Origin of the sequence: Lysobacter arseniciresistens ZS79, from assembly GCF_000768335.1 — a bacterium.
Lineage (GTDB): Bacteria > Pseudomonadota > Gammaproteobacteria > Xanthomonadales > Xanthomonadaceae > Novilysobacter > Novilysobacter arseniciresistens.
In genome coordinates this window covers 39,094-62,170 of record NZ_AVPT01000013.1, presented here as the reverse complement: position 1 = coordinate 62,170, position 23,077 = coordinate 39,094, and the positions used below count along the sequence as shown (strand labels likewise).

21 protein-coding genes are annotated in these 23,077 nt (G+C 71.1%); 14 read left to right on the top strand and 7 right to left on the bottom strand.

Features of this window, described 5'->3' with window-relative positions:
* Positions 1–379: 379 nt before the first annotated feature.
* Positions 380–2,020: a chaperonin GroEL gene (gene groL, locus N799_RS08435; protein ID WP_036210758.1), complete on the bottom strand. Its 1,641-nt coding sequence runs from the start codon at positions 2,018–2,020 to the stop codon at positions 380–382.
* A gap of 60 nt (positions 2,021–2,080) precedes the next feature.
* Complete coding sequence (gene groES, locus N799_RS08430) at positions 2,081–2,368, bottom strand: co-chaperone GroES (protein ID WP_036210755.1); 288 nt, start codon at positions 2,366–2,368, stop codon at positions 2,081–2,083.
* 522 nt (positions 2,369–2,890) lie between these two features.
* Between groES and N799_RS08425 the strand changes: the two genes are divergently transcribed.
* The 11 genes from N799_RS08425 to purH all read left to right on the top strand — a co-directional run bounded on the left by N799_RS08425 (position 2,891) and on the right by purH (position 13,231).
* Positions 2,891–3,280 carry a helix-turn-helix transcriptional regulator gene (locus tag N799_RS08425; protein ID WP_036210753.1) on the top strand — a complete coding sequence of 130 codons (390 nt, stop codon included), beginning with the start codon at positions 2,891–2,893 and terminating at the stop codon, positions 3,278–3,280.
* A gap of 97 nt (positions 3,281–3,377) precedes the next feature.
* A complete protein-coding gene (gene cutA, locus N799_RS08420) occupies positions 3,378–3,701 on the top strand; it encodes a divalent-cation tolerance protein CutA (protein WP_036210750.1) in 324 nt (107 codons plus the stop codon).
* Positions 3,694–6,210 (top strand): protein-disulfide reductase DsbD, encoded by a 2,517-nt coding sequence (locus N799_RS08415; RefSeq protein ID WP_052101373.1) that lies wholly within the window; start codon positions 3,694–3,696, stop codon positions 6,208–6,210. Before cutA ends, N799_RS08415 begins: the two co-directional genes overlap by 8 nt.
* The gene (locus N799_RS08410) at positions 6,207–6,803 is read left to right on the top strand and encodes a TlpA family protein disulfide reductase (RefSeq protein WP_238978856.1); all 597 of its coding nucleotides are present in this window, start codon (positions 6,207–6,209) and stop codon (positions 6,801–6,803) included. Before N799_RS08415 ends, N799_RS08410 begins: the two co-directional genes overlap by 4 nt.
* Before the next feature lie 142 nt (positions 6,804–6,945).
* A complete protein-coding gene (locus N799_RS08405; RefSeq protein WP_036210747.1) occupies positions 6,946–7,392 on the top strand; it encodes a type II 3-dehydroquinate dehydratase in 447 nt (148 codons plus the stop codon).
* Between the two features lie 60 nt (positions 7,393–7,452).
* A complete protein-coding gene (accB, locus tag N799_RS08400) occupies positions 7,453–7,938 on the top strand; it encodes an acetyl-CoA carboxylase biotin carboxyl carrier protein (RefSeq protein WP_036210744.1) in 486 nt (161 codons plus the stop codon).
* 3 nt (positions 7,939–7,941) lie between these two features.
* A complete protein-coding gene (gene accC, locus N799_RS08395) occupies positions 7,942–9,309 on the top strand; it encodes an acetyl-CoA carboxylase biotin carboxylase subunit (RefSeq protein WP_036210740.1) in 1,368 nt (455 codons plus the stop codon).
* Between the two features lie 18 nt (positions 9,310–9,327).
* Positions 9,328–10,260, top strand: coding sequence for a 50S ribosomal protein L11 methyltransferase (gene prmA, locus N799_RS08390; protein WP_036210737.1), 933 nt, complete (start codon positions 9,328–9,330; stop codon positions 10,258–10,260).
* A gap of 82 nt (positions 10,261–10,342) precedes the next feature.
* The gene (locus tag N799_RS14715; protein ID WP_152597863.1) at positions 10,343–11,119 is read left to right on the top strand and encodes a DUF3426 domain-containing protein; all 777 of its coding nucleotides are present in this window, start codon (positions 10,343–10,345) and stop codon (positions 11,117–11,119) included.
* A 195-nt stretch (positions 11,120–11,314) separates the two neighbouring features.
* Positions 11,315–11,587 (top strand): DNA-binding transcriptional regulator Fis, encoded by a 273-nt coding sequence (gene fis / locus N799_RS08380; RefSeq protein ID WP_036210734.1) that lies wholly within the window; start codon positions 11,315–11,317, stop codon positions 11,585–11,587.
* Positions 11,588–11,650: 63 nt separating this feature from the next.
* Positions 11,651–13,231: a bifunctional phosphoribosylaminoimidazolecarboxamide formyltransferase/IMP cyclohydrolase gene (gene purH, locus N799_RS08375; RefSeq protein WP_036210731.1), complete on the top strand. Its 1,581-nt coding sequence runs from the start codon at positions 11,651–11,653 to the stop codon at positions 13,229–13,231.
* A 734-nt stretch (positions 13,232–13,965) separates the two neighbouring features.
* Here the strand turns inward: purH and N799_RS08370 are convergent.
* Positions 13,966–15,417 (bottom strand): alanine/glycine:cation symporter family protein, encoded by a 1,452-nt coding sequence (locus N799_RS08370; RefSeq protein ID WP_052101372.1) that lies wholly within the window; start codon positions 15,415–15,417, stop codon positions 13,966–13,968.
* Positions 15,418–15,543: 126 nt separating this feature from the next.
* Here N799_RS08370 and purD point away from each other — a divergent pair, with 126 nt between their 5' ends.
* The 3 genes from purD (at position 15,544) to N799_RS08355 (ending at position 19,898) form a co-directional block, all read left to right on the top strand.
* A complete protein-coding gene (gene purD, locus N799_RS08365) occupies positions 15,544–16,842 on the top strand; it encodes a phosphoribosylamine--glycine ligase (protein WP_036210727.1) in 1,299 nt (432 codons plus the stop codon).
* Positions 16,843–16,934: 92 nt separating this feature from the next.
* Positions 16,935–17,927: an LLM class flavin-dependent oxidoreductase gene (locus N799_RS08360; protein ID WP_036210724.1), complete on the top strand. Its 993-nt coding sequence runs from the start codon at positions 16,935–16,937 to the stop codon at positions 17,925–17,927.
* Positions 17,928–17,999: 72 nt separating this feature from the next.
* Positions 18,000–19,898, top strand: coding sequence for an MFS transporter (locus tag N799_RS08355; RefSeq protein ID WP_036210721.1), 1,899 nt, complete (start codon positions 18,000–18,002; stop codon positions 19,896–19,898).
* A gap of 8 nt (positions 19,899–19,906) precedes the next feature.
* Here the strand turns inward: N799_RS08355 and N799_RS08350 are convergent, their stop codons facing one another.
* The 4 genes from N799_RS08350 to N799_RS08335 all read right to left on the bottom strand — a co-directional run bounded on the left by N799_RS08350 (position 19,907) and on the right by N799_RS08335 (position 23,055).
* Entirely contained in the window at positions 19,907–20,824 is a 918-nt protein-coding gene (locus N799_RS08350; RefSeq protein WP_036210718.1) for a membrane protein, read from the bottom strand.
* A gap of 93 nt (positions 20,825–20,917) precedes the next feature.
* The gene (gene nudC / locus N799_RS08345; protein WP_081974845.1) at positions 20,918–21,856 is read right to left on the bottom strand and encodes an NAD(+) diphosphatase; all 939 of its coding nucleotides are present in this window, start codon (positions 21,854–21,856) and stop codon (positions 20,918–20,920) included.
* A gap of 65 nt (positions 21,857–21,921) precedes the next feature.
* Complete coding sequence (gene erpA / locus N799_RS08340; protein ID WP_036210715.1) at positions 21,922–22,311, bottom strand: iron-sulfur cluster insertion protein ErpA; 390 nt, start codon at positions 22,309–22,311, stop codon at positions 21,922–21,924.
* A 30-nt stretch (positions 22,312–22,341) separates the two neighbouring features.
* Positions 22,342–23,055, bottom strand: a complete 714-nt coding sequence (locus N799_RS08335) for a DUF6776 family protein (protein WP_036210712.1) — start codon at positions 23,053–23,055, stop codon at positions 22,342–22,344.
* Positions 23,056–23,077 lie beyond the last annotated feature (22 nt).

The following is a 23,077-nucleotide window of genomic DNA, read 5'->3' as shown; positions in this document are numbered from 1 at the left end:
GGTTATCCCCCGCGCCCGGCAACGATAAGCAGGGTTGGGCGGGAGCGCAATGCACGTATGTGCAACGCCGGACCGGCCACGCGGCGGTACCGCTGGTCGGTGGTCGTGGAGAGCCGGCCGGAAGGGAAATGGTCGGGGGCCGGCCGCAGGCATTAAAAAAGCCCGCCCCGGACGAACCGGTTGCGGGCCTGCTCCCTCCCCCACGTCGGGATGCGGGTCGATCGTGAAGGAAGCGTTAGGCCGATTGCACGCTGCAGTGCAAAAGAGAACCCGCGGGTTCAAAAACGACGGTTTCGCATGTGTCCCGGGGCGCCGCACGAAAAAGGCCCCGCCGTTGCCGACGGAGCCTTCCGTATCGCAGTGACGCAATGGAACCGGCTTAGAAGCCCATGCCGCCCATGTCGCCCATGCCACCGCCGGCCGGCATCGCCGGCTCGTCCTTCTTCGGCAGCTCGCCGACCATCGCCTCGGTGGTGATCATCAGGCCCGCGATCGACGCGGCGTTCTGCAGCGCGGTGCGGGTGACCTTGGTCGGGTCGAGGATGCCGGCCTCCAGCATGTCGACGTACTCGCCGGTGGCGGCGTTGTAGCCGTAGCTGCCCTTGCCTTCCTTGACCGCGTTGACGATCACGCTCGGCTCCTCGCCGGCGTTGGTGACGATCTCGCGCAGCGGGGCTTCCATCGCACGGCGGGCGATCGCGATGCCGTGGTTCTGGTCCTCGTTGTCACCCTTGAGGGTGGCGATCGCGGCCAGCGCGCGGATCAGGGCGACGCCGCCGCCCGGGACGATGCCTTCCTCGACCGCGGCGCGGGTGGCGTGCAGGGCGTCCTCGACGCGCGCCTTCTTCTCCTTCATCTCGATCTCGGTCGAGGCACCGACCTTGATCACCGCCACGCCGCCGGCCAGCTTGGCCACGCGCTCCTGCAGCTTCTCGCGGTCGTAGTCGGAGGAGGTCTCCTCGATCTGCGCCTTGATCTGCTTGATGCGGGCCTCGATCGAGCCGGTGTCGCCGGCGCCGTCGATGATGGTGGTGTTCTCCTTGGAGACCTGCACCTTCTTCGCGCGGCCGAGGTCGTTGATGGTCGCCTTCTCGAGCTGCAGGCCGACTTCCTCGGAGATCACGGTGCCGCCGGTCAGCACGGCCATGTCTTCCAGCATCGCCTTGCGACGGTCGCCGAAGCCCGGGGCCTTGACGGCGCAGACCTTGACGATCCCGCGGATGGTGTTGACCACCAGGGTGGCCAGCGCCTCGCCCTCAACGTCCTCGGCGACGATCAGCAGCGGCTTGCCGGCCTTGGCCACGCCCTCGAGGACGGGCAGCAGGTCACGCACGTTGGAGATCTTCTTGTCGTAGAGCAGGATGAACGGGTCGTCCAGCTCGGCCTGCATCGACTGCTGGTTGTTGATGAAGTACGGCGACAGGTAGCCGCGGTCGAACTGCATGCCCTCGACCACGTCCAGCTCGTTCTCCAGGCCCGAACCGTCCTCGACGGTGATCACGCCTTCCTTGCCGACCTTGTCCATCGCCTGGGCGATCAGGTCGCCGATCTGACTGTCGGAGTTGGCCGAGATCGCGCCGACCTGGGCAATTTCCTTGCTCGTCGACGACGGCTTGGAGATGTTCTTCAGCTCGGCGACGGCGCCGGTCACGGCCTTGTCGATGCCGCGCTTGAGGTCCATCGGGTTCATGCCGGCGGCGACCGCCTTCATGCCCTCGCGGATCAGCGCCTGGGCCAGCACGGTCGCGGTGGTGGTGCCGTCACCGGCGTTGTCGGAGGTCCGGGAAGCGACTTCCTTGACCATCTGCGCGCCCATGTTCTCGAACTTGTCGGCCAGCTCGATCTCCTTGGCGACGGACACGCCGTCCTTGGTGATCGTCGGCGCGCCGAAGCTCTTGTCGAGCACGACGTTGCGGCCCTTCGGGCCCAGGGTGGCCTTGACGGCATTGGCGAGCGTGTTGACGCCGCGCAGCATCTTGGAGCGCGCGTCTTCGCCGAAACGGATTTCCTTGGCAGCCATTGCGGATTACCTCAAAAGAAGTTCAAAAAAAGGGAAATGGGAAACGGAAGCGCGCCGCGATCAACCGAGGATCGCGAAGATGTCGTCTTCCTTCACCACCAGATAGTCAGTGCCGTCGAGCTTGACCTCGGTGCCGGAGTACTTGCCGAACAGGACCTTGTCGCCAGCCTTGACCTTCGGCGCGCGCACGCTGCCGTTGTCCAGGGCCTTGCCCTCGCCGACCGCGATGACCTCGCCCTTGATCGGCTTCTCGGTGGCCGAATCCGGAATGACGATGCCGCCGGCGGACATCTTTTCTTCTTCCATGCGCTTGATGACCACGCGGTCGAACAACGGCTTGATGTTCATTTCTACAACCTCGTAAGTGGTTGAAAGGGTGGGGAAAGGACGCGAAATCTAGCAGTCGCCCCGGTGGAGTGCCAAGTCCGGGAGCGGCCGCGCCCGGGAACCCGGGACTGCGCTGGAGATGGGGCGCGGCTCCGGCCTTTCAAGGGCCGGAGCTGGCGCCGGGCGAAAAAAAAGACGCGCCTCGGTGAGAGGCGCGTCTTCCGGTTTCGGGATCGGCTTCCGAGCGCGGCGCATCCCGCGCCTCTCCCCTGACCTTGGACCCCCATGTCGGGCCGACTCCTTGTCGACCGGCGGCGATATTGGCCCAACCGGGTCACTTTTTCCATCTCTTTCCATACGTGGGATGGTTTCTATCGGTAACGCAAAGTCGTGACGAACGTCGGAATATTCAGCTGCACCGATGTTCAGCTTCCATATGGCTACCGTTAGACAACAAGTTGATGTTAATTTCAGGCACTCCGTTACCTTCGGTAGCGGAGCGCAAATTCCACGCAGACGCCGCGCGCGCGGCCGGAGCCGACCATGACACCAGCCCTCCGCATCCGCCTCGCCCGCCGCCACGGCGGGCTGTCGCAGGCCGCGCTCGCCGCCGCGGTCGGGGTCCAGCGCAGCGCGGTCAGCCACTGGGAAGGCAACCCCGGCAAATCGCCCAGCGCCGCCCACCTGCGCGAGATCGCGATGGTGACCGGGGTGCAGTTCGAATGGCTGGCGACCGGCCGCGGCCGGATGGCACTGTCGCAGCAGGTCGAGATGGACTCGATCGCCACCGCCGACGCGCTGCTGGTCGACGACCCGCTGGAGCGGCGCCTGCTGACAGCGTTCCGCGACAGTCCGGTGCGGGCGCGGGCGCCGCTGGTGGAAGTGGTCGAGCAGCTCGCGCAGCGGCGGATCGGGCGCCCGCGCACCAGCTGACGGCCGGCGTCCGGCCCGGTGGCACGTTTCGCCAAGCTGTGCCGGACCGCGCCGGCACAGCTGGGCTAGGCTATGCGGTCACTCCCGAGCGCCCGCGATGCCCGTCCTGCTCTGCCTCTCCACCTGCCCCGACGAAGCCAGCGCACGCGCGATCGCCGAAGCGCTGGTCGACGAGCGGCTGGCCGCCTGCGTCAGCCGGCTGCCGGGCGTGCAGTCGACCTACCGCTGGGAAGGCGCGGTCCAGCACGACGCCGAGGTGCTGCTGCTGATCAAGACCACCGCCGACCGCCTGGACGCGCTGGCCGCGCGGCTGCAGGTGCTGCATCCGTATGAACTTCCCGAGCTGGTCGCGGTCGAAGCCGCCGGCGGCTTCGCCCCGTACCTGGCCTGGGTGGCCGCGCAGACACGACGCAATGACTGAACCCCGCACCGCCGGCCGCTGGCTGGCGCTCCTGCTTGGCCTGGTGGCACTGACCGCGCAGGCGGCGATCGACCCCGAGGACCTGCTGCCGGTCGACGAGGCGTTCGCGCTCGCCGCGCGGCCGGCGGCCGACGGCGCGATCGAGATCCGCTGGGACATTGCCGACGGCTACTACCTGTACCGCCACCGCACCAGCGTCGCGGCCGACGCCGGCTTTGCCGCCGGCGAGCTGCGGATGCCGGCCGGCACGCCGTACGAGGACGAGTTCTTCGGCAAGGTCGAGACCTACCGCGACCGCCTGGTGGCGACGCTGCCGGGCGAGCCGCGCGCGGCGTCCACCGTGCTGACGGTCAAGTACCAGGGCTGCGCCGACGCCGGCATCTGCTACCCGCCGCAGACCCGCCGGATCACCGTGCAACTGCCGGCCGGCGGCGGGGTCGACCCGGTGCCCGGCGCGGCCGGGGCCGGCCTGCTCGGCGGTGTCGGCACCCCGGGTGCGGCCAATCCGGTGCGCCTGCCCGGCAATCCGCTGCTCGACGCCGCGGGTGGCTTCGACGAGCCGCTGCCGCCGGAGCAGGCCTTCGGTTTCGAGGCGATCGCCGACGACGGCGACACGCTGCGGCTGCGTTTCTCGCCGGCACCTGGCTACTACCTGTACCGCGACCAGACCACGCTGGCGCTGGCCGGCGGCAGCGGCGGCGTGTCACTGGGCCGCGCGCAGTGGCCGCAGGGCCGGCGCCACCGCGACGGCTACTTCGGCGAGACGGTGGTCTATTTCGACCCGGTCGAGGTGACCGTGCCGCTGCGCCGCGCGACCGCCACCGCGACCACGATCCGGCTGCGGGCCGGCTTCCAGGGCTGCCAGAACGATGGCATCTGCTACCCGCCGATGACGCGGACGGTGGAGGTGGCGTTGCCGGCGCTGGCGACGGTGTCCGCGGGCGCCGCCGCATCGGCACCGTCCGGCGTGGCCGAGAGTGGTTCGGCCAGCGCGTCCGCGGCCGACGGGGCTGCGGCCGACGGCGCGATTGCGGAGGACCGCCCGCTGGAATCCGGCTCGTCCGTAGCCACGCAGGACAGCCCCGGGCCGATCGCCGCGGGATCGATCGACAACGGCGCCGGCTCCAAGTCGGAAACCGGCGCCTTCGCGGCCGCGGGCGACACGTCCGCGACCGACACCGCCACCCGCCTCGCCGAGGACAGCCGCCTGGCCGCCGCCCTGTCCGGCCCGGACCGCTGGTGGGCGCTACTGAGCTTCTTCGGCTTCGGCCTGCTGCTGTCGTTCACCCCCTGCGTGCTGCCGATGATCCCGATCCTGTCGGGACTGATCGCCGGCGCCTCGGCCGGGCACGAGCGCGGCCTCGGCGCGGCGCGCGCGCTGGGGTTGTCGTTCGTCTACGTGCTGTCCAGCGCGCTGGTGTTCACCGTTGCCGGCGTGGTCGCCGGGCTGGTCGGCGCCAACCTGCAGATCGCGTTCCAGAACCCGTGGGTGCTGGCGGCGTTCGCGGCGCTGTTCGTGGCGCTGGCGCTGTCGAGCTTCGGCCTGTACGAGTTGCAGCTGCCGGCCGGGCTGCGCCGCCGGCTGGGTGCGCTCAGCGACCGCCAACGCGGCGGCTCGCTGGCCGGGGTGGCGGTGATGGGCGCGCTGTCGGCGCTGATCGTCGGGCCGTGCGTGGCGCCGCCGCTGGCCGCGGCGGTGCTGTATATCGGCCAGACCCAGGATCCGGTGTTCGGCGGCGCCGCGCTGTTCATGCTGGCGATGGGCATGGGCGTGCCGCTGCTGGCGTTCGGCGTGGCCGCCGGCAAGGGCCTGCCGACCAGCGGGCCGTGGATGGTGGCGGTGCAGCGCGCGTTCGGCTTCGTGTTCCTTGGGCTGGCGGTGTGGATGGTGTCGCGGGTGCTGCCGGGGCCGGTCGCGCTGGGCCTGTGGGGCGCGCTGCTGATCGCGGCGGCGGCCACGCTGGCACTGGCCGCGGCGCGTTCGCAGGCCCGTGACTGGCTGCGGGTGCTGGGCTGGACCGCGGCCGGCCTGCTCGCCATCGCCGGTGCGACCCAGGTGGTCGGCGCGCTGGCCGGCGGCAGCGACCCGTTGCGTCCGCTGGACGGGTTGCGCGGCGGCGCGGTCGAGGACCGCAAGCTGCCGTTTCGCATGATCAAGTCGCTGGAGGACCTCGACCGCGAGGTCGCCGCGGCGGCCGAGGCCGGCCAACCGCTGATGTTCGACTTCTATGCCGACTGGTGCGTGTCCTGCAAGGAGATGGAGAAGTACACCTTCCCCGAACCGGTGGTCCACGCCGCGCTCGCCGATTTCGTGCTGCTCAAGGCCGACGTGACCGCCAACGACGCGGTCGACCAGGCGTTGATGAAGCGGCTCGGGATCATCGGCCCGCCGGCGACGCTGTTCTATATCGATGGCGAGGAGCGCCGCGACCTGCGCCTGTTCGGCTTCGAGCGGGCCGCGGACTTCGCCGCGCGCGCCGACCGCGCCAACCCGGACGCCAACCGGTGACGTCGACCGGCAAGGTCCTGCTGGTCGCACTCGGCGCCGGCCTGCTCGGCGCGGTCGCCGGGGTGCTGATGAACGGCCCCGGCCCGCTGCTGCGCAGCGAACTGGGCCAGCAGGCGTTGCAGCAGGCGATGACCGCCACCGCCCCACCCACGCCTGACGGCCTGGCGGTGGCCGTGCGCGGCGAGCCGATCCCGCCCCTGACCCTGCCCGACCTGCAGGGCGAACCCGCCACCTTGCCGGCCGACTACGCCGGCCGCCCGCTGCTGGTGAACTTCTGGGCCAGCTGGTGCGGCCCGTGCATCGAGGAAATGCCGGAACTGGACCGGTTCGCGGCCACCCAGGGCGCGAACGGCGTGCAAGTGGTCGGTATCGCGCTGGACGAGCCGGACGCCGTGCGCGCCTTCCTGCAGCACACCCCGGTCGACTACCCGATCCTGCTCGACGTCGCCGGCCCGGCCGACACCGGCGTCCAGCTCGGCAACGCCCGCGGCGTGCTGCCGTACACGGTGCTGGTCGACGCGCAGGGTCGGCTGGTGAAGCAGAAGATCGGCCCGTTCGAGCACGGCGAGGTCGACGGCTGGGTCGGGCACTGACCCGCAACGGCCCGGCCGCCTGATCGGGCAAAATTCAAACAGTCGATTAAATCGCGACAACTTCGGCGAAACGGCCGGCAACTTCTGGACAGCGGCGCGGTGCTCCGCCACACTGCCGGCCTTTTCCACTTCCCGGTCCGCGATGGCCAAGCTGCTGCTCCTGCACGGCCCCAACCTCAACCTGCTCGGCGAACGCGAGCCGGAGGTCTACGGCCACACCACGCTGGAGCAGATCGACGCCGGCCTGCGCGCGACCGCCGAAGCCGCCGGCCACCAGCTGGAGGCGCTGCAGTCCAACGCCGAGCACGTGCTGGTCGACCGGGTGCAGGCGGCCCGTACCGACGGCACCGCGGCGATCCTGATCAACCCGGCCGCCTTCACCCACACCAGCGTCGCCCTGCGCGACGCGCTGGCCGCGGCGGCGCTGCCGTTCTACGAGATCCACCTGTCCAACCCGCACGCGCGCGAGCCGTTCCGCCGCCACAGCTACTTCAGCGACCTCGCCGTCGCCGTGGTCGCCGGTTTCGGCGCCGACAGCTACCGCTACGCGCTCGACGCCGCCCTCGCCCGGCTGGCGGCCGCCCACTAGACCCGTCCGGCCGCCCGTCCCGCGGCGGCCGACCCACACACGACCCAAGAGGCCCTTCCGATGGACCTGCGCAAGATCAAGAAGCTCATCGACCTGCTCGAGGAATCCAACCTCAACGAGATCGAGATCAAGGAGGGCGAGGAGTCGGTGCGACTGGCCCGCCTGCCCAGCGGCGGCATGGTGGCCGCGCCGGCGATGCAGCACCACGTCCCGATGCAGGCCGCCCCGGCCGCCGCAGCGCCGATGCCGATGCAGTCCCCGGTCGACGCCGCCACCGGCGGTTCGGCCAAGGCCAGCAGCGACCTGCCCGAGGGCCACGTGGTCCGCGCGCCTATGGTCGGCACCTTCTACGCCAGCCCGGCGCCGGACAAGCCGGCGTTCGTCAGCGTCGGCCAGGCGGTCAAGGCCGGCGACACCCTCGGCATCATCGAGGCGATGAAGATGTTCAACCCGATCGAGGCCGATGTCTCCGGCACCGTGCTCAAGGTGGTCGCCGAGAACGGCCAGCCGATCGAGTTCGACCAGCCGCTGTTCGTGATCGGGTGAGCCATGCTCGATAAAGTCGTCATTGCCAACCGGGGCGAGATCGCGCTGCGCATCCTGCGCGCGTGCCACGCCCTGGGCATCCGCACGGTCGCGGTGCACTCCACCGTCGACCGCAACCTCAAGCATGTCGCGATGGCCGACGAGTCTGTCTGCATCGGGCCGGCGCCGTCGACCGACAGCTACCTCAACATGGCCCAGTTGATCGCCGCCGCCGAGGTTACCGACGCCCAGGCGATCCATCCGGGCTACGGCTTCCTCAGCGAGAACGCCGACTTCGCCGAGCGCGTCGAGGAGTCGGGCTTCATCTTCATCGGGCCCAAGGCCGAGACCATCCGTCTGATGGGTGACAAGGTCGAGGCGATCCGCGCGATGAAGGACGCCGGCGTCCCCTGCGTGCCCGGCAGCGGCGGCCCGCTCGGCGACGATGCCGAGACCAACATCGGCATCGCCCGCGAGATCGGCTACCCGGTGATCGTCAAGGCGGCCGGCGGCGGTGGCGGCCGCGGCATGCGCGTGGTCCACACCGAGGCGCACCTGGCCAACGCGATCCAGACCACCAAGTCCGAGGCGAAGGCCGCGTTCGGCAACGACATGGTCTACATGGAGAAGTTCCTGGAGAACCCGCGCCATGTGGAGATCCAGGTCCTCGCCGACGGCCAGGGCAACGCGATCCACCTGGGCGAGCGCGACTGCTCGATGCAGCGCCGCCACCAGAAGGTGGTCGAGGAAGCGCCGGCGCCGGGGATCACCGCCGAGCAGCGCGCCGAGATCGGCCGCGTCTGCACCGAGGCCTGCATCCGGATCGGCTACCGCGGCGCCGGCACGTTCGAGTTCCTGTACGAGAACGGCCGCTTCTACTTCATCGAGATGAACACCCGCATCCAGGTCGAGCACCCGGTCACCGAGATGGTCACCGGCATCGACCTGGTGCGCGAGCAGCTCAACATCGCCGCCGGCCACAAGCTCAGCCTGAAGCAGGACGACATCGTGCTGGAGGGCCATGCGATCGAGTGCCGCATCAACGCCGAGGACCCGGACACCTTCATGCCGAGCCCGGGCCTGATCGCCCACTTCCACGCCCCCGGCGGCCCCGGCGTGCGCGTCGACAGCCACATCTACGAGGGCTACCGCGTGCCGCCGAACTACGACTCGATGATCGGCAAGCTGATCGTCCACGGCCCCGACCGCGAGACCGCGATCGCGCGCATGCGGGTGGCGCTGAGCGAGATGGTCGTCGACGGCATCAAGACCAACATTCCATTGCAGCAGCGGATTCTGGCCGACGTCGGCTTCCAGCAGGGCGGCCAGAACATCCACTACCTGGAGAAGCGGCTGAAGGAGCAGAAGGAGAAGTCGCTGTCGATCGGCTGATCGCGACGTAACCACGCCATGCCCTTCCTCGAACTGACCATCGCCTGCACCGAAGCCGGCCAGCCGCGCCACGAGCGCGCGCTGGAAAGCGTCGGCGCGCTCGCGGTGACGCTGGCCGACGCCCACGCCGACGCGCCCGACGAGCAGGCCATCTTCGAACCCGGCGTCGGCCAGACCCCGCTGTGGGGCGAGATGGAGCTGACCGCGCTGTTCGAGGGCGGCACCCCGCCGGAACTGCTGCTGCACGCGCTGTCGGCGGCCGACGAAGGCATCGACTGGTCGCGCGCACGCTTCCGCGAGGTCGCCGACCAGGACTGGGAACGCGCCTGGCTCGACCAGTACGAACCGCTGAAGTTCGGCGCCCGCACCTGGATCGTGCCGTGGAACCACGAGCTGCCCGACGGCGCCGATGCGCCGGATGCGGCCGTGGTGCGGCTCGACCCCGGCCTGGCGTTCGGCTCGGGCACCCACCCGACCACCGCGCTGTGCCTGCAGTGGCTCGACACGCTGGCCGGGGACGGCTCGCTGGACGGTGCCGCCGTGCTCGACTTCGGCTGTGGCTCGGGCATCCTCGCGCTGGCCGCGCTCAAGCTCGGCGCCGCACGCGCGGTCGGCGTCGACAACGACCCGCAGGCGCTGACCGCCACGCGCGACAACGCCGACCGCAACGAGGTCGGCGAGCGCCTGTCGGTGCACCTGCCCGACGACGAGCCGGCCGCGGACTACCCGGTGGTGGTCGCCAACATCCTCGCCACCGCGCTGGTGGCGCTGGCCGACGTGCTGGCCGCGCGGGTCGCGCCGGGCGGGCGGATCGCGCTGTCGGGCATCCTCGCCGGGCAGGAGGACGAGGTACTCGCCGCGTATGCGTCCGCATTCGAGCAACTCGCGGTCGAACAGCTGGACGACTGGATCCGCATCGACGGCGTGCGGCGCGCAACCCCGGCGTCCTGACCGCCGATCCTTGACCGCGGTCACGCCCGGCGGCACCGGCGTGGCTGGCGGCCGCCGCGACCGGCTCGGCTAAACTGCGGCGATGTTCGTCCCCTGCCCGCACTGTGGCTTCCTGGTGGCGTCGATCGTCTCGCGCGACGGCGCCCCGCAACGCTGTCCGCGCTGCGAGGGACTGCTGTCGCCCGACGTCGCTACCGAAGCGGAATCGACACCCGCAGACGTGCCCGATGTCACCGCGGCGCCTGCAGCACCCGCACCCACGGCAGCGATCGCGACGGCACCCGCGTCCGCCAAAACCCGGGCCCGCAGTCCCGCGCCCGCCCCGGGCGCATCGCGCAAACCGCGCCGCACCGCACCGACCTTCGCCCGCACCGTCGTCCCGAAGCCGCGGACCGGCCGGCGCTGGCCGACCTGGCTGGCGATCGCCGGGCTCGGCCTGCTGCTGGTGGTGCAACTGCTGCTGTCGCAGCGCGCGACGCTGGCCGCGAGCGAGCGCTGGCGGCCGCTGATCGCCGCCACCTGCAGCGCGCTCATGTGCGAGCTGCCGCCGTGGCGCGAACCACTGGCGTTCACCATGCTCGCGCGCAATGTCGAACAGGCCGGCGCGCCGGGCGTGCTCGCGGTCACCGCCAGTTTCCGCAACGACGCGCGCTGGCCGCAGCCTTGGCCGGCGCTGCGGCTGAGCCTGTCGGACGTCGACGGCATCCCGGTCGCCGCGCGCGTGTTCCAGCCGGACGAATACCGCGGTAGCGGGGCCGCCGCCGAACCCCTGCTGGCGCCCGGCCAGAGCGCCAACGTGCGGTTCGAGGTGGTCGAGCCGACGCCCGAGATCGTCGCCTTCACCTTCGACTTCCGCTGAAACCGCAACCGCGGTCACGCAACGGCGGCGGCACGCGGCCGGTCCGCGGCGATTCCCGCGTGGCACCCGTCCGGCCGAACGTCCGAGTGTCGCCGCCGGCGTCCACGCGCTAGACTCGTCCCCCCGTCGTCGCAGGACGCTCGCGGCGCGCGGCGCCGCCCGACGGTCGTCTTGTGTCCTTGGGGGGACGCCTTTTTGAACGCTGCAGCAAACCGTACCGAACCCAGCCGACCGGGGCCGCGGGTTCCCTTGCGCGACCACGTCGCGACCTCGATCCGGCGCTACCTGGGCGACCTCAACGGCTGCGACAACGGCGACCTGTACGAGATCGCGCTGCGCGAACTGGAAATCCCGCTGTTCGCCGAAGTGCTCGCGCACTGCGAGGGCAACCAGAGCCGCGCCGCGGCGATGCTCGGCATCCACCGTGCGACCCTGCGCAAGAAGCTGCGCGACTACGGGCTAGCCTGACCGGCCGGGGCCGCGCCGGGCGCGGCCGCTATAATCGCGGGCTTCCCCACGCCCGGAATCCCCATGACTGCCGCCCCCCTGCCGCCGGTGAAGATCCGCCGCGCGTTGCTATCCGTTTCCGACAAGACCGGCCTGGTCGAACTGGCCCGTGCGCTGGCCGGCCACGGTGTCGAACTGCTGTCCACCGGCGGAACCGCCAGGGCGCTGCGCGAGGCCGGCCTGCAGGTGAAGGACGTCAGCGAGGCGACCGGCTTCCCGGAAATGATGGACGGCCGGGTCAAGACCCTGCACCCGGTCGTGCACGGCGGCCTGCTCGGCCGCGCCGGCGTCGACGAGGCGGTGATGGCCGAGCACGGCATCGACGCGATCGACCTGCTGGTGCTGAACCTGTACCCGTTCGCGCAGGTGTCGGCCAACCCGGACAGCAGCTTCGACGAGATCATCGAGAACATCGACATCGGCGGCCCGGCGATGCTGCGCTCGGCGGCGAAAAACTTCGCCCGCGTCGCGGTCGCCACCGATCCGGCGCAGTACGACGACCTCGTCACCGAGCTGGCCGGCAACGATGGCGCGGTCAGCGGCAGAACCCGCTTCGCGCTGTCGGTGGCCGCGTTCGACAACGTCGCCTTCTACGACGCCTGCATCAGCAACTACCTGTCGTCGCTGGCTGGGGACGGCAGCCGCGCGCTGTTCCCGGCGCAGAACAACAGCAACTTCGTCAAGGTGATGGACCTGCGCTACGGCGAGAACCCGCACCAGGCCGGCGCCTTCTACCGCGACCTGTGGCCGGTGCCGGGCACGCTGGCGACCTTCACCCAGCTGCAGGGCAAGGAGCTGAGCTTCAACAACCTCGCCGACGCCGACGCCGCGTGGGAGTGCGTGCGCCAGTTCGACGCACCGGCCTGCGTGATCGTCAAGCACGCCAACCCGTGCGGCGTCGCGGTCGGCGCCGGCAACGGCGAGGCCTACGAGGCCGCCTACGCGACCGACGCGACCTCGGCGTTCGGCGGCATCATCGCGTTCAACCGGACCCTCGACGCGGCGACGGCGAAGACCATCCTCGACCGGCAGTTCGTCGAGGTGCTGATCGCGCCGGACTACGAGCCGGCGGCGCTGGAGTACGCGAAGAAGAAGGCCAACGTGCGCGTGCTGAAAATCCCGCACGGCGAGGGCCGCAACAACTTCGACATCAAGCGCGTCGGTTCCGGCCTGCTGATGCAGACCAGCGACAACCGCGAGGTGTCGCGCGACGAACTGAAGGTGGTGACCAGGGTCGCCCCCACCGACGCGCAGCTGTCGGACCTGCTGTTCGCGTGGCGGGTGGCGAAATTCGTTAAGTCCAACGCGATCGTCTACGCGAAGGACCAGCGCACGATCGGCGTCGGCGCCGGCCAGATGAGCCGCGTGGTGTCGGCCAGGATCGCGGGGCTGAAGGCGGAGGAAGCCGGACTGGTGGTGCCGGGCTCCGTGATGGCGAGCGATGCGTTCTTCCCGTTCCGCGACGGCATCGACGCGGCCGCGGCGGCCGGCATCAAGGCGGTGATCCAGCCGGGCGGCTCGATGCGCGACAGCGAGGTGATCGCGGCAGCCGACGAGCACGGCATCGCGATGGTGTTCACGGGCGTGCGGCACTTCCGGCACTGAGTTTTCGCGGATCGACGCTGTCAGCGATCTGGCGCGCAGCGGGGACAGCAGCAACGCAGGAAGTCAACGGCAACGGCTGTGGCGGCGCCGGCTTCGGGGAGAGCGGCGCCCCCGAGGGGATCTTGCCCACCGGCTCGGTCGGCCCGCTTCGCGGTCCGGCCCGGCGCAGCGCGCCGGGCGTTCGCACAGGCGCGCGGCAGTGCCGCGCAAGCCGCCTGCGCTCACCCGTGGCCGACTCGCCGGCGCGGACATCCATGTCCGCTCTGGGCAAATCCCCTCGGGGACAACGCGTCGGCGTTTGTGTCGCACGCACCCACGATTTTTCTGTAGGAGCGACGTAAGTCGCGACCCACTGACCACTGGCTGCGCTGCGATTGACGTGAGCCACGATCGAACTGCTGAAACGCGTTGAACGAGAGACCTCGCGAGGTCAGTGGGTCGCGACTTACGTCGCTCCTACAAAACACCACCGTCTTTGCCCGCAATGAGTCCACTCGGCCCATCCGGCCCTGATCTTCGCTTTGCCTTTGCCCGCCCCCAACAGTCCGCGAGGCGATCCGCGGAGGTGGGTGGCGGGGGTGTTGCGGAAAGCGGGCCATGGATGGCCCGCGGCCCCGAGTCGGGGCAGGACGCCCCGACCGAGGGGTGGAGCAACACCCCCGCCGCCCACTTCCCGCAGCGCGCAAACTCCAACGAAGCCGCTCTTGCCTGGGATTACGGACCTCGGGGCCCTGTCAACCCGGGTCCCGCTCCGCCCAGATCTCCCGGTCCACCCCGTCCCCCAGCTCCGGGTACTCCGCGATGTGGAACGTCGGCGACTTCCCCGCTTCCAGTTGCCGGTCGTAGTCGCGGGTCAGCTTCACCACCACCCCCGACAGCATCACGATCGCCACCAGGTTGATCGACGCCATGATCGCCATCGCCGCGTCGGCCGCGTTCCAGACCAGCTGCACCTTCGAGTACACGCCCCAGACGATCACCGCCAGCGCGGCCACCCGCAGCACGAACAGCCCGACCCGGCCGCCGCCCAGGTACAACAGGTTGTTCTCCGCGTACGAGTAGTTGCCGAGGATCGTGGTGAAGGCGAAGAAGAACATCGCGATCGCGACGAAGTACGTGCCGGCCTCGCCGAAGAACACCGTCATCGCCTCCTGCGTCACCCGCACGCCGTCGTTGCCGTCGCCGATCACGCCCGACAGCAGGATCACGAAGCCGGTCGCGCTGCAGATCAGCAGCGTGTCGATGAACACCCCCAGCGACTGCACCAGCCCCTGGCTGGCGGGGTGGTGCGGCACCGGGGTCGCCGCCGCGGCGACGTTCGGCGCGCTGCCCATGCCGGCCTCGTTGGAGTACAGCCCGCGCTTGACGCCGTTGAGCATCGCCGCGGCGATGCCGCCAAGCACGCCGCCGGCCGCCGGCTCCAGCCCGAACGCGCTGCGCAGCACCAGCGACAGCACCGCCGGCACTTCCGACAGGTTGGTCGCGACCACCCACAACGCCAGCCCGAGGTAGCCGACCGCCATGAACGGAACCACCCATTCGGCGAAGCGGGCGACCGAGCGCAGGCCGCCGAAGATGATCACCGCGGTCAGCACCACCAGCCCGGTGGCGATCTGCGCGCGGCTGAAGCCGAACGCGTCGCCGAGCGCCTGCGCCATCGCGTTGGCATGCACGCTGCTGAAGACCAGCCCGTAGGTCAGCAGCAGCGAGACCGCGAAGGCGATGCCCATCCAGCGCTTCTTCAGCCCCAGCGTCATGTAGTACGCCGGGCCGCCGCGGTACTGGCCGTTCTCGTCGCGGACCTTGTACAGCTGCGCCAGCGCGCTCTCGGCGTACGCGGTCGCCATGCCGAGCACCGCCGTGCACCACATCCAGAACAATGCGCCCGGCCCGCCCACGCCCAGCGCGATCGCGACCCCGGCGAGGTTGCCGGTCCCGACCCGCGAGGCCAGCGACGTGCACAGCGCCTGGAACGGCGAGATGCCGCTGCGGTCGCCGCCGGTGCCGCGGCCGATCACGTGCAGCATGTGTGGCAGCCGGCGCACCTGCAGGAACCGCAGTCGCACGGTGAAGAACACGCCCACCGCGAGCAGGCCGTACACCAGCACGTAGTTCCACAGCACGCCGTTGACCAGGTCGATGACCGGCGCGAGCACCGTTTCGATCAGTTGCAGGATGGGGTTCATCGGGTTCGTTCGGGCGGAAACGCGCCGATGCTAGCAGCAGGTTCGCGGCCGCCGCCGCGCATCCGTAGAATTGCGGTGGGCCGGCGATGCGGCCGCTCCCGCGCAATCCCCACAGGAACGACAGCCATGAAAGTCCTCGTCATCGGTTCCGGCGGCCGCGAACACGCGCTCGCGTGGAAGCTGGCGCAATCGCAATGCGTCAGCGAGGTGCTGGTCGCCCCGGGCAACGCCGGCACCGCCACCGAAGCCCGCTGCCGCAACGTCGCGGTGGGCGCGACCGACATCGACGGCCTGCTCGCGCTGGTCCAGCGCGAAGGCGTGGCGGTTACCGTGGTCGGCCCGGAAGCGCCGCTGGTGGCGGGCGTGGTCGACCGCTTCCGCGCCGCCGGCCACCGCGTGTTCGGCCCGACCGCGGCGGCCGCGCAGCTGGAAGGCAGCAAGGCGTTCGCCAAGGATTTCCTCGCCCGCCACGGCATCCCGACCGCCCACTACGCGGTGCATACCGACCTCGACGCGGCGCTGGCCCACGTGCGCGAGAAGGGTGCGCCCATCGTGATCAAGGCCGACGGCCTGGCCGCCGGCAAGGGCGTGATCGTCGCCACCACCCTGGCCGAGGCCGAGGCCGCGGTGACCGACATGCTCGCCGGCAACGCGTTCGGCGCAGCCGGCGCACGCGTGGTCATCGAGGAGTTCCTCGACGGCGAGGAGGCCAGCTTCATCTCGATCGTCGACGGCAAGGTCGCGTTGCCGATGGCGACCAGCCAGGACCACAAGCGCGTCGGCGACGGCGACACCGGCCCCAACACCGGCGGCATGGGCGCCTATTCGCCGGCACCGGTGGTCACTCCCGAAGTGCACGCGCGGATCATGCGCGAGGTGGTCGAGCCGACCGTGGCTGGCATGGCCGCCGACGGCGTGCCGTTCACCGGCTTCCTGTACGCGGGGCTGATGATCGACGCGAGCGGCGCACCGAAGGTGATCGAGTTCAACGTCCGCTTCGGCGACCCCGAGACCCAGCCGGTGATGCTGCGGCTGCAGTCCGACCTGCTCGACCTGGTCGAGGCGGCCATCGCCGGCCGGCTGCACACCACCGACGCGCAGTGGGACCCGCGCGCCTCGGTCGGCGTGGTGATGGCCGCCGAGAACTACCCGGGCACCCCGCGCACCGGCGACGTGATCGGCAGCTGGGACGTGCCGGAGGTCGGCGACAGCAAGGTCTTCCACGCCGGCACAAGGCTGGTCGACGGCCAGGTCGTCACCGCCGGCGGCCGCGTGCTGTGCGTCTGCGCACTCGGCGACAGCGTGGCCGAGGCGCAGCAGCACGCCTACGAAGCGGTCGCCGGGATCTCCTGGCACGGCGAGTTCCACCGCCACGACATCGGCTGGCGCGCGATCGAGCGCGAGCGGGCGGCGCAGCACGGCTGACGCGGCGGACAGGCCCGACCTGACAGGCGCTGCAACCCGCGCTCACCCGAAACAGGCGATGCTGGGCGCCCCCACGTCGACCAGGAGTCCCCATGCCCCGCCTGTCCATCCTCGAACTGGGCCGCGTCCGCCAGGGCGGCGACCGCCGGACCGCGCTCGACGAAGCACGCGAACTGGCCCGCCACGCCGAGCGGCTCGGGTACGAACGGTTCTGGATCGCCGAGCACCACAACATGCCGGCGGTCACCACCGCGGCGACCTCGCTGGTGATCGCGCACGTCGCCGCCGGCACATCGACCATCAGGGTTGGCGCGGGCGGGATCATGCTGCCCAACCACGCGCCGTACATCATCGCCGAGCAGTTCGGCACGCTGGCGACGCTGTTCCCGGGACGGATCGACCTCGGCCTGGGCCGCGCACCCGGCACCGACCAGACCACCGTGCGCGCATTGCGACGCGACCCGGCCAGCCCCGACCGCTTCCCGCAGGACGTGCTGGAGCTGCAGGCGTGGCTGGCGCCGGCCAAGCCCGGCCAGCGGGTCGAGGCGGTGCCCGGCTCGGGCACCGAGGTACCGCTGTGGATCCTCGGTTCCAGCCTGTTCGGCGCACAGCTGGCGGCCGAACTCGGCCTGCCCTACGGCTTCGCCTCGCATTTCGCGCCGCAGATGCTGGACCAGGCGCTGGCGGTCTACCGCTCGCGCTTCAAGCCGTCGGCGCAGCTCGACCGGCCGTACGTACTGGCCGGCATCAACGTGATCGCCGCGCCGACCGACGAGGAGGCGCGGTTCCTCGCGACCTCGCAGCAGATGTCGTTCGCCGACATGTTCCGCGGCCAGCGCAACCTGACCCAGCCGCCGATCGACGATATCGAACGCTACTGGTCGCCGGCGGAAAAGGCGCAGGCCTCGCAGATGCTGGCCTGCAGCGTCGTCGGCGGGCCCGGCACCGTGCGGGCGGGCCTGCAGGCCTTTGCCGAACGCACCGGCGCCGACGAGCTGATGGTGGTGTCGGACGTGTTCGACTTCGCGCTGCGCAGGCGCTCGTTCGCGCTGATCGCCGAAGCCGCCGCCGGGACGCCGGGTTGATACGGACCGCCGCGCCGCATCGCCCGCGCCGCCGGCTCTGCTAGGCTCGCGCGGTCATCCCGGGGGCCGCGCATGTCGTCCAACCAGTACGCGCTGCTGCGCCAGCGACGCTTCCTGCCGTTCTTCCTGACCCAGTCCCTGGGCGCGTTCAACGACAACGTATACCGCCAGGCGATCATCGGCATGCTGTTCTGGCTGGGGGTGTCGAGCGCGGACAAGGCGCTGTACGCCAACCTCGCGCCGGCGCTGTTCATCCTGCCGTACTTCCTGTTCTCGGCGCTGGCCGGGCAGATCGCCGAGCGCACCGAGAAGGCGCGGCTGATCCGCATCACCACCGCGATGGAGATCGGCATCATGTCGCTGGCGGCGGTCGGTTTCGTCACCACCAGCATGGGCGTGCTGCTGGCGGCGCTGTTCCTGACCGGCGTGCAGTCGACCCTGTTCGGGCCGGTCAAGTATTCGATGCTGCCGGCGGTGCTGCAGCCGCGCGAGCTGACCGGCGGCAACGGCCTGGTCGAGATGGGCACGGCGCTGTCGATCCTGATGGGGATGGTCATCGGCGGCTCGGTGTTCGCCATCGCCGGCGACAGCGGGCCGTGGGTGGCCGGCGCGGCGATCATCGCGCTGGCGGTCACCGGCCACCTGGTCAGCCGGGCGATCCCGCCGGCCGGCGCCGGCATGCCGGGGCTGAAGATCAACTGGAACCCGATCCCCGAATCGCTCGCGGTGCTGCGGCTGGCGCGCCGGCAGCTGGCGGTGCGCAACGCGGTGCTCGGGGTGTCGTGGTTCTGGTTCTTCGGCACCGTCGTCACCAGCCAGCTGCCGGCCTATGCCGAGGTCAACCTCGGTGGCTCGGCGACGCTGTACATCTTCGCGCTGGCGCTGTTCTCGGTCGGCACCGGTGCCGGCTCGCTGCTGTGCGAGAAGCTGTCGGCGCGCACGGTCGAGATCGGCCTGGTGCCGCTGGGCGCGTTCGGCATGAGTGCCTTCATGATCGACCTGTACTTCGCCCGTCCCGGCGCGGCGCTGGCCAGTGGGCTCGACGTCGCCGGGTTCCTTCGCGCCGACGGCAGCGGGCGGATCGTGATGGACCTGCTCGGCATCGGCCTGTTCACCGGGTTCTTCGTGGTGCCGCTGTTCGCGCTGATCCAGAGCCGCACGCCCAAGGCCGAAATGTCGCGGGTGTTCGCCGGGCTCAACATCCAGAATTCCGGCTTCATCGTCGCCGCGGCGCTGCTCGGGCTGGCGGCGCAGCGGCTGCTGGGCTGGACGATCCCGCAGGTGTTCCTGGCGCTGGCGGTGGCCAACGCGCTGGTCGCGGTGTGGATCTTCACGATCGTGCCCGAGTTCCTGATGCGCTTCCTCAGCTGGGTGCTGGTGCGCACGCTGTACCGGCTGCGCGCGCGCGGGATCGACCACGTGCCCGAGGACGGCGCGGCGCTGGTGGTGTGCAACCACGTCAGCTACATGGACGCGCTGCTGCTGGCGGCGAGCATCCCGCGGCCGGTGCGCTTCGTCATGTACTACCGGATCTTCAACATCCCGGTGATGCGCTGGATCTTCCGCACCGCGAAGGCGATCCCGATCGCCGGCGCGAAGGAGGACCCCGCGCTGATGCAGCGCGCGTTCGACGAGATCGACGCGGCACTGGCGGACGGCCAGGTGGTCGGGATCTTCCCCGAGGGGCGGCTGACCGCGGATGGGGAGATCGCCGCGTTCCGGTCCGGCGTCGAGGCGATCCTCGAGCGCGCCGCCCGGGCCGGCCGGCCGGTGCCGGTGGTGCCGATGGCGCTGCGCGGGATGTGGACGAGCATGTGGAGCCGTCGCGACACCCTGCGCGGCCGCATGCGCGTGCCGCGGCGCTTCCGGGCGCATGTCGAGGTGGTGGCCGACGCGCCGGTGGACGGCACCACGGCCGACGCGGCGCAGCTCGAAGCGAAGGTCCGCGCCCTGCGCGGCGACGCGGCGTAGCGGTCCGGTCAGCTCACCCAGCCGGCGATCACGAACAGCGCCAGCACCGCCAGCCACACCAGCAGGCAGCGCCAGACCAGGCTCATCGCATCGCGCAGTTCCGGCAGCTCGCCCGGCAGTGGCGGCGGCAGGTCAACCTCGCCGTCGCCGTCCTGGTCGGTGTAGCCGGCATCGGCGGCGGCCTCGACCATCTCGCTGCGCACGCTGGCTCGACCGGCGGCCAGCAGGAACCGGTGGTCGGCGCGGAACGAGGCGCCACCGGCGTCGCGCCAGGCTCCCAACACGCTGTCGAAGTTGCCGACCAGGGCCAGCGCCAGCGTCATCAGCTGCGCGACCGGCCACTCCAGCACGCCCAGCAGCATCCGCGCGCCGGCGACGGTGCGCGACGGCAGCGCCTGCGCGGTGCCGCCGACGACCGACAGCACCAGCAAGCGGTACAGCAGCGCGCCGAACGGGCCGAGCACGAGGAACCAGAACAACACGCCGAACCAGCGCCGCATCGCGTTGCGGAACACCGCCTCGACCAGCGCCACGCCTTCCGGCGCGGTGTCGCCGTCGGCCGACAGCCGCATCGCGGCCTCGCGCCGGCTGGCCGGGTCGCGCGCGCGCGCCACCGCCTCGACATCCACATCGAGGTCGCGCGGCCCCCACGCGTAGAACAGCACGGCGATGCCGAACAGCAGCTCCGCCAACCCGAGCAGCTGCGCTTCCAGCGCCCGCTGCATCAGGCCGACCGCGAGCAGCGGCGGCAGCAGCGCCAGCGCGATGCCCCAGCGCCCGCGCCAGAAACCACCCTCGGGGAACTGGCCGTCGAGCCAGCCGACCCACTGCCGGTACCAGCCGTAGCGGCGCACCGAAACGGCGAGCGACGGGGCGAGGTGTCCAAGCACGAGCGCGACGACGGTGGCGATCAGGGTGACTGACATCGGCGGTGTTTTCCTCCGGCGGCGGCGCCATGGGTGCTGCCGTGCCGTGACCAGGTGCATGCGCGCGGAGCGGTCCGCGTGCCCGGCCCGATTCTAGCGCGAGGCCGCGTCGTCCCCGCGCACCGCGGCGGCGCCGGCGCGGTCGATCGCCGCCAGCCACTGCGTCACCAGCCAGCGCGAGATCGAGATCGACGTCGACAGCAGCGGGCCGTGGCCGTCGTCCCGGCCGTCGCGCGCCATCGCCGCACGGATGTCGTCGGCGTCGAACCACTGCGCCGACTCCAGCTCATCGCCGGTACGCGGTTCGTCCGGCTCGGCGGTGGCGATGAAGCCGAGCATCAGCTGCCCGGGGAACGGCCACGGCTGCGAACCGAGGTAGCGGCAGCCGCGCACGCGCACGCCGGCCTCCTCCAGCACCTCGCGGGCGACGGTCTGCTCCAGTGTCTCGCCCGGCTCGACGAAGCCCGCCAGTACCGAATGGCGCCGCGCCGGCCAGTTGCGCTGGCGGCCGAGCAGCAGCCGCCGGCCATCGGTGACGGCGACGATCACCGCCGGGTCGGTGCGCGGGTAGTGGTCCAGCCCGCAGGCGCCGCAGCGGCCCTGCCAGCCGCCGCGGGTAAAGGTGATGGCGCCGCCACAGACACCGCAGTGCCGGTGGCGGTCGCGCCAGTGCTGCAGCGCGCGCGCCTGCGCGAACACGCCGGCCTCGAACGCCGGCCACCGTGCCGCCGCGCTGCGCAGGTCGAGGCGGCCGGCCGCGCCCAGCGCCGCCAGTCCCGCATCGAGCGCGAACCAGCCGGTCCCGTCCGGCGCACGGCCGAGGAAAATCGCCGCCCCGGGTCCACCGGGACCTTCGCTGAGCTCGCGCCCGGTCGGCGCGAACAGCGCGCCCTCGCCGTCGACCAGAGCGTTGCCGTCGGCATCCAGCAGCAGCACCCGCCCGTCCGCCCACAGCCCCGCCAGCGCGGCGGGGTCGTCGCGCAGCGCGTCGGCGCGGTCGAGGACGCCGTGGCAGGCCGGTTCGTCGGCGATTTCGAGACTGGCCGCACCGGCGCCGTAGGCACCGGCGGCGACGAAAGCGAACGGCGAGCCGGCGCTCACGCCGAGAACGACGAACCGCAGCCGCAGGTGGTCTTGGCGTTCGGGTTGCGGATCACGAACTGCGCCCCGTGCAGGCTCTCGGTGTAGTCGACCTCGGCGCCCATCAGGTACTGCAGGCTCAACGGGTCGACCAGCAGGGTGGTGTCGTCGGTGCGTATCGCGAGGTCGTCCTCACCCTGCTCCTCGTCGAACTCGAAGCCGTACTGGAAGCCCGAGCAGCCGCCGCCCTGGATGTAGACGCGCAGCTTGAGGGCCTGGTTGCCCTCCTCGGCGACCAGCTCGCGCACCTTGGCCGCGGCCGCGGAGGTGAACCGCAGCGGGCGGTCGAGCGACTGGTAGCCCGGTTCGGCGGGCAGTTCAGGCAGGGGGATGATGGGGTCGGTCATGCGCCCATGATGGGGGCTTTGGCGGCGCAATCAAGCCGGTTCCGGCGGCGTCGCGCCGGTGGCCTGCGCCCAGGTGAACGACTGCTCGACCGCCGCGCCCGAACGCGGCTGCAACCGCACCGTGACCCGCACCGGCTCGAAGCCCTCGGGCAGGAACACGTCGCCCTTGACCTGCTGGAAGTACTTGAACGAGTACTCCACGCCCGGGGCGTCCTCCTGTTGGCGCAGCGCGTCCCAGTCCAGCGTCTGCAGGCGGCCGGCGCGCGAGCCTTCCACCGACAGCGTCAGCCGGCCGCTGCTGACCGCGCCGCGGTTGAGGTTCTGGGTCAGGGTCGACTGGAAGTGCCAGGCCAGGTCGCTCTGCGGCTGCATCGTGATCGCGTGGACGCTGAGGCCGCGGCGCTGCGCGGTGGCGCCGACCAGCCGCTCGTAGAAGGCGACGTCGGCCCGCAGCCCGGCGATTTCCTCGTCGCGCTCGGCCAGCGTGCCCTGCAGCTCGCGGTTGGCATCGCGGCTGATCTGGTCCGAGCGCGACAGCGTGGCGACACGCTGCTGCAGCGCCTCGTGCTCGGACTGCAGGGCCTTGCGCGCGGTTTCGCTGGCTTCCAGCCGCGCGCGCGCGTCGCCGGGCGCCGGTGCCAGCACCCGCCACGCGCCCCACAGGCCGAACAGCAGCGCCAGCACCACCAGCGCGATGAGCGCCAGCCGGGCCCGCCCGGGAACCGCCGTTTCAGAAGGAACCATCGCCACCCACCGCGGGAAAGGT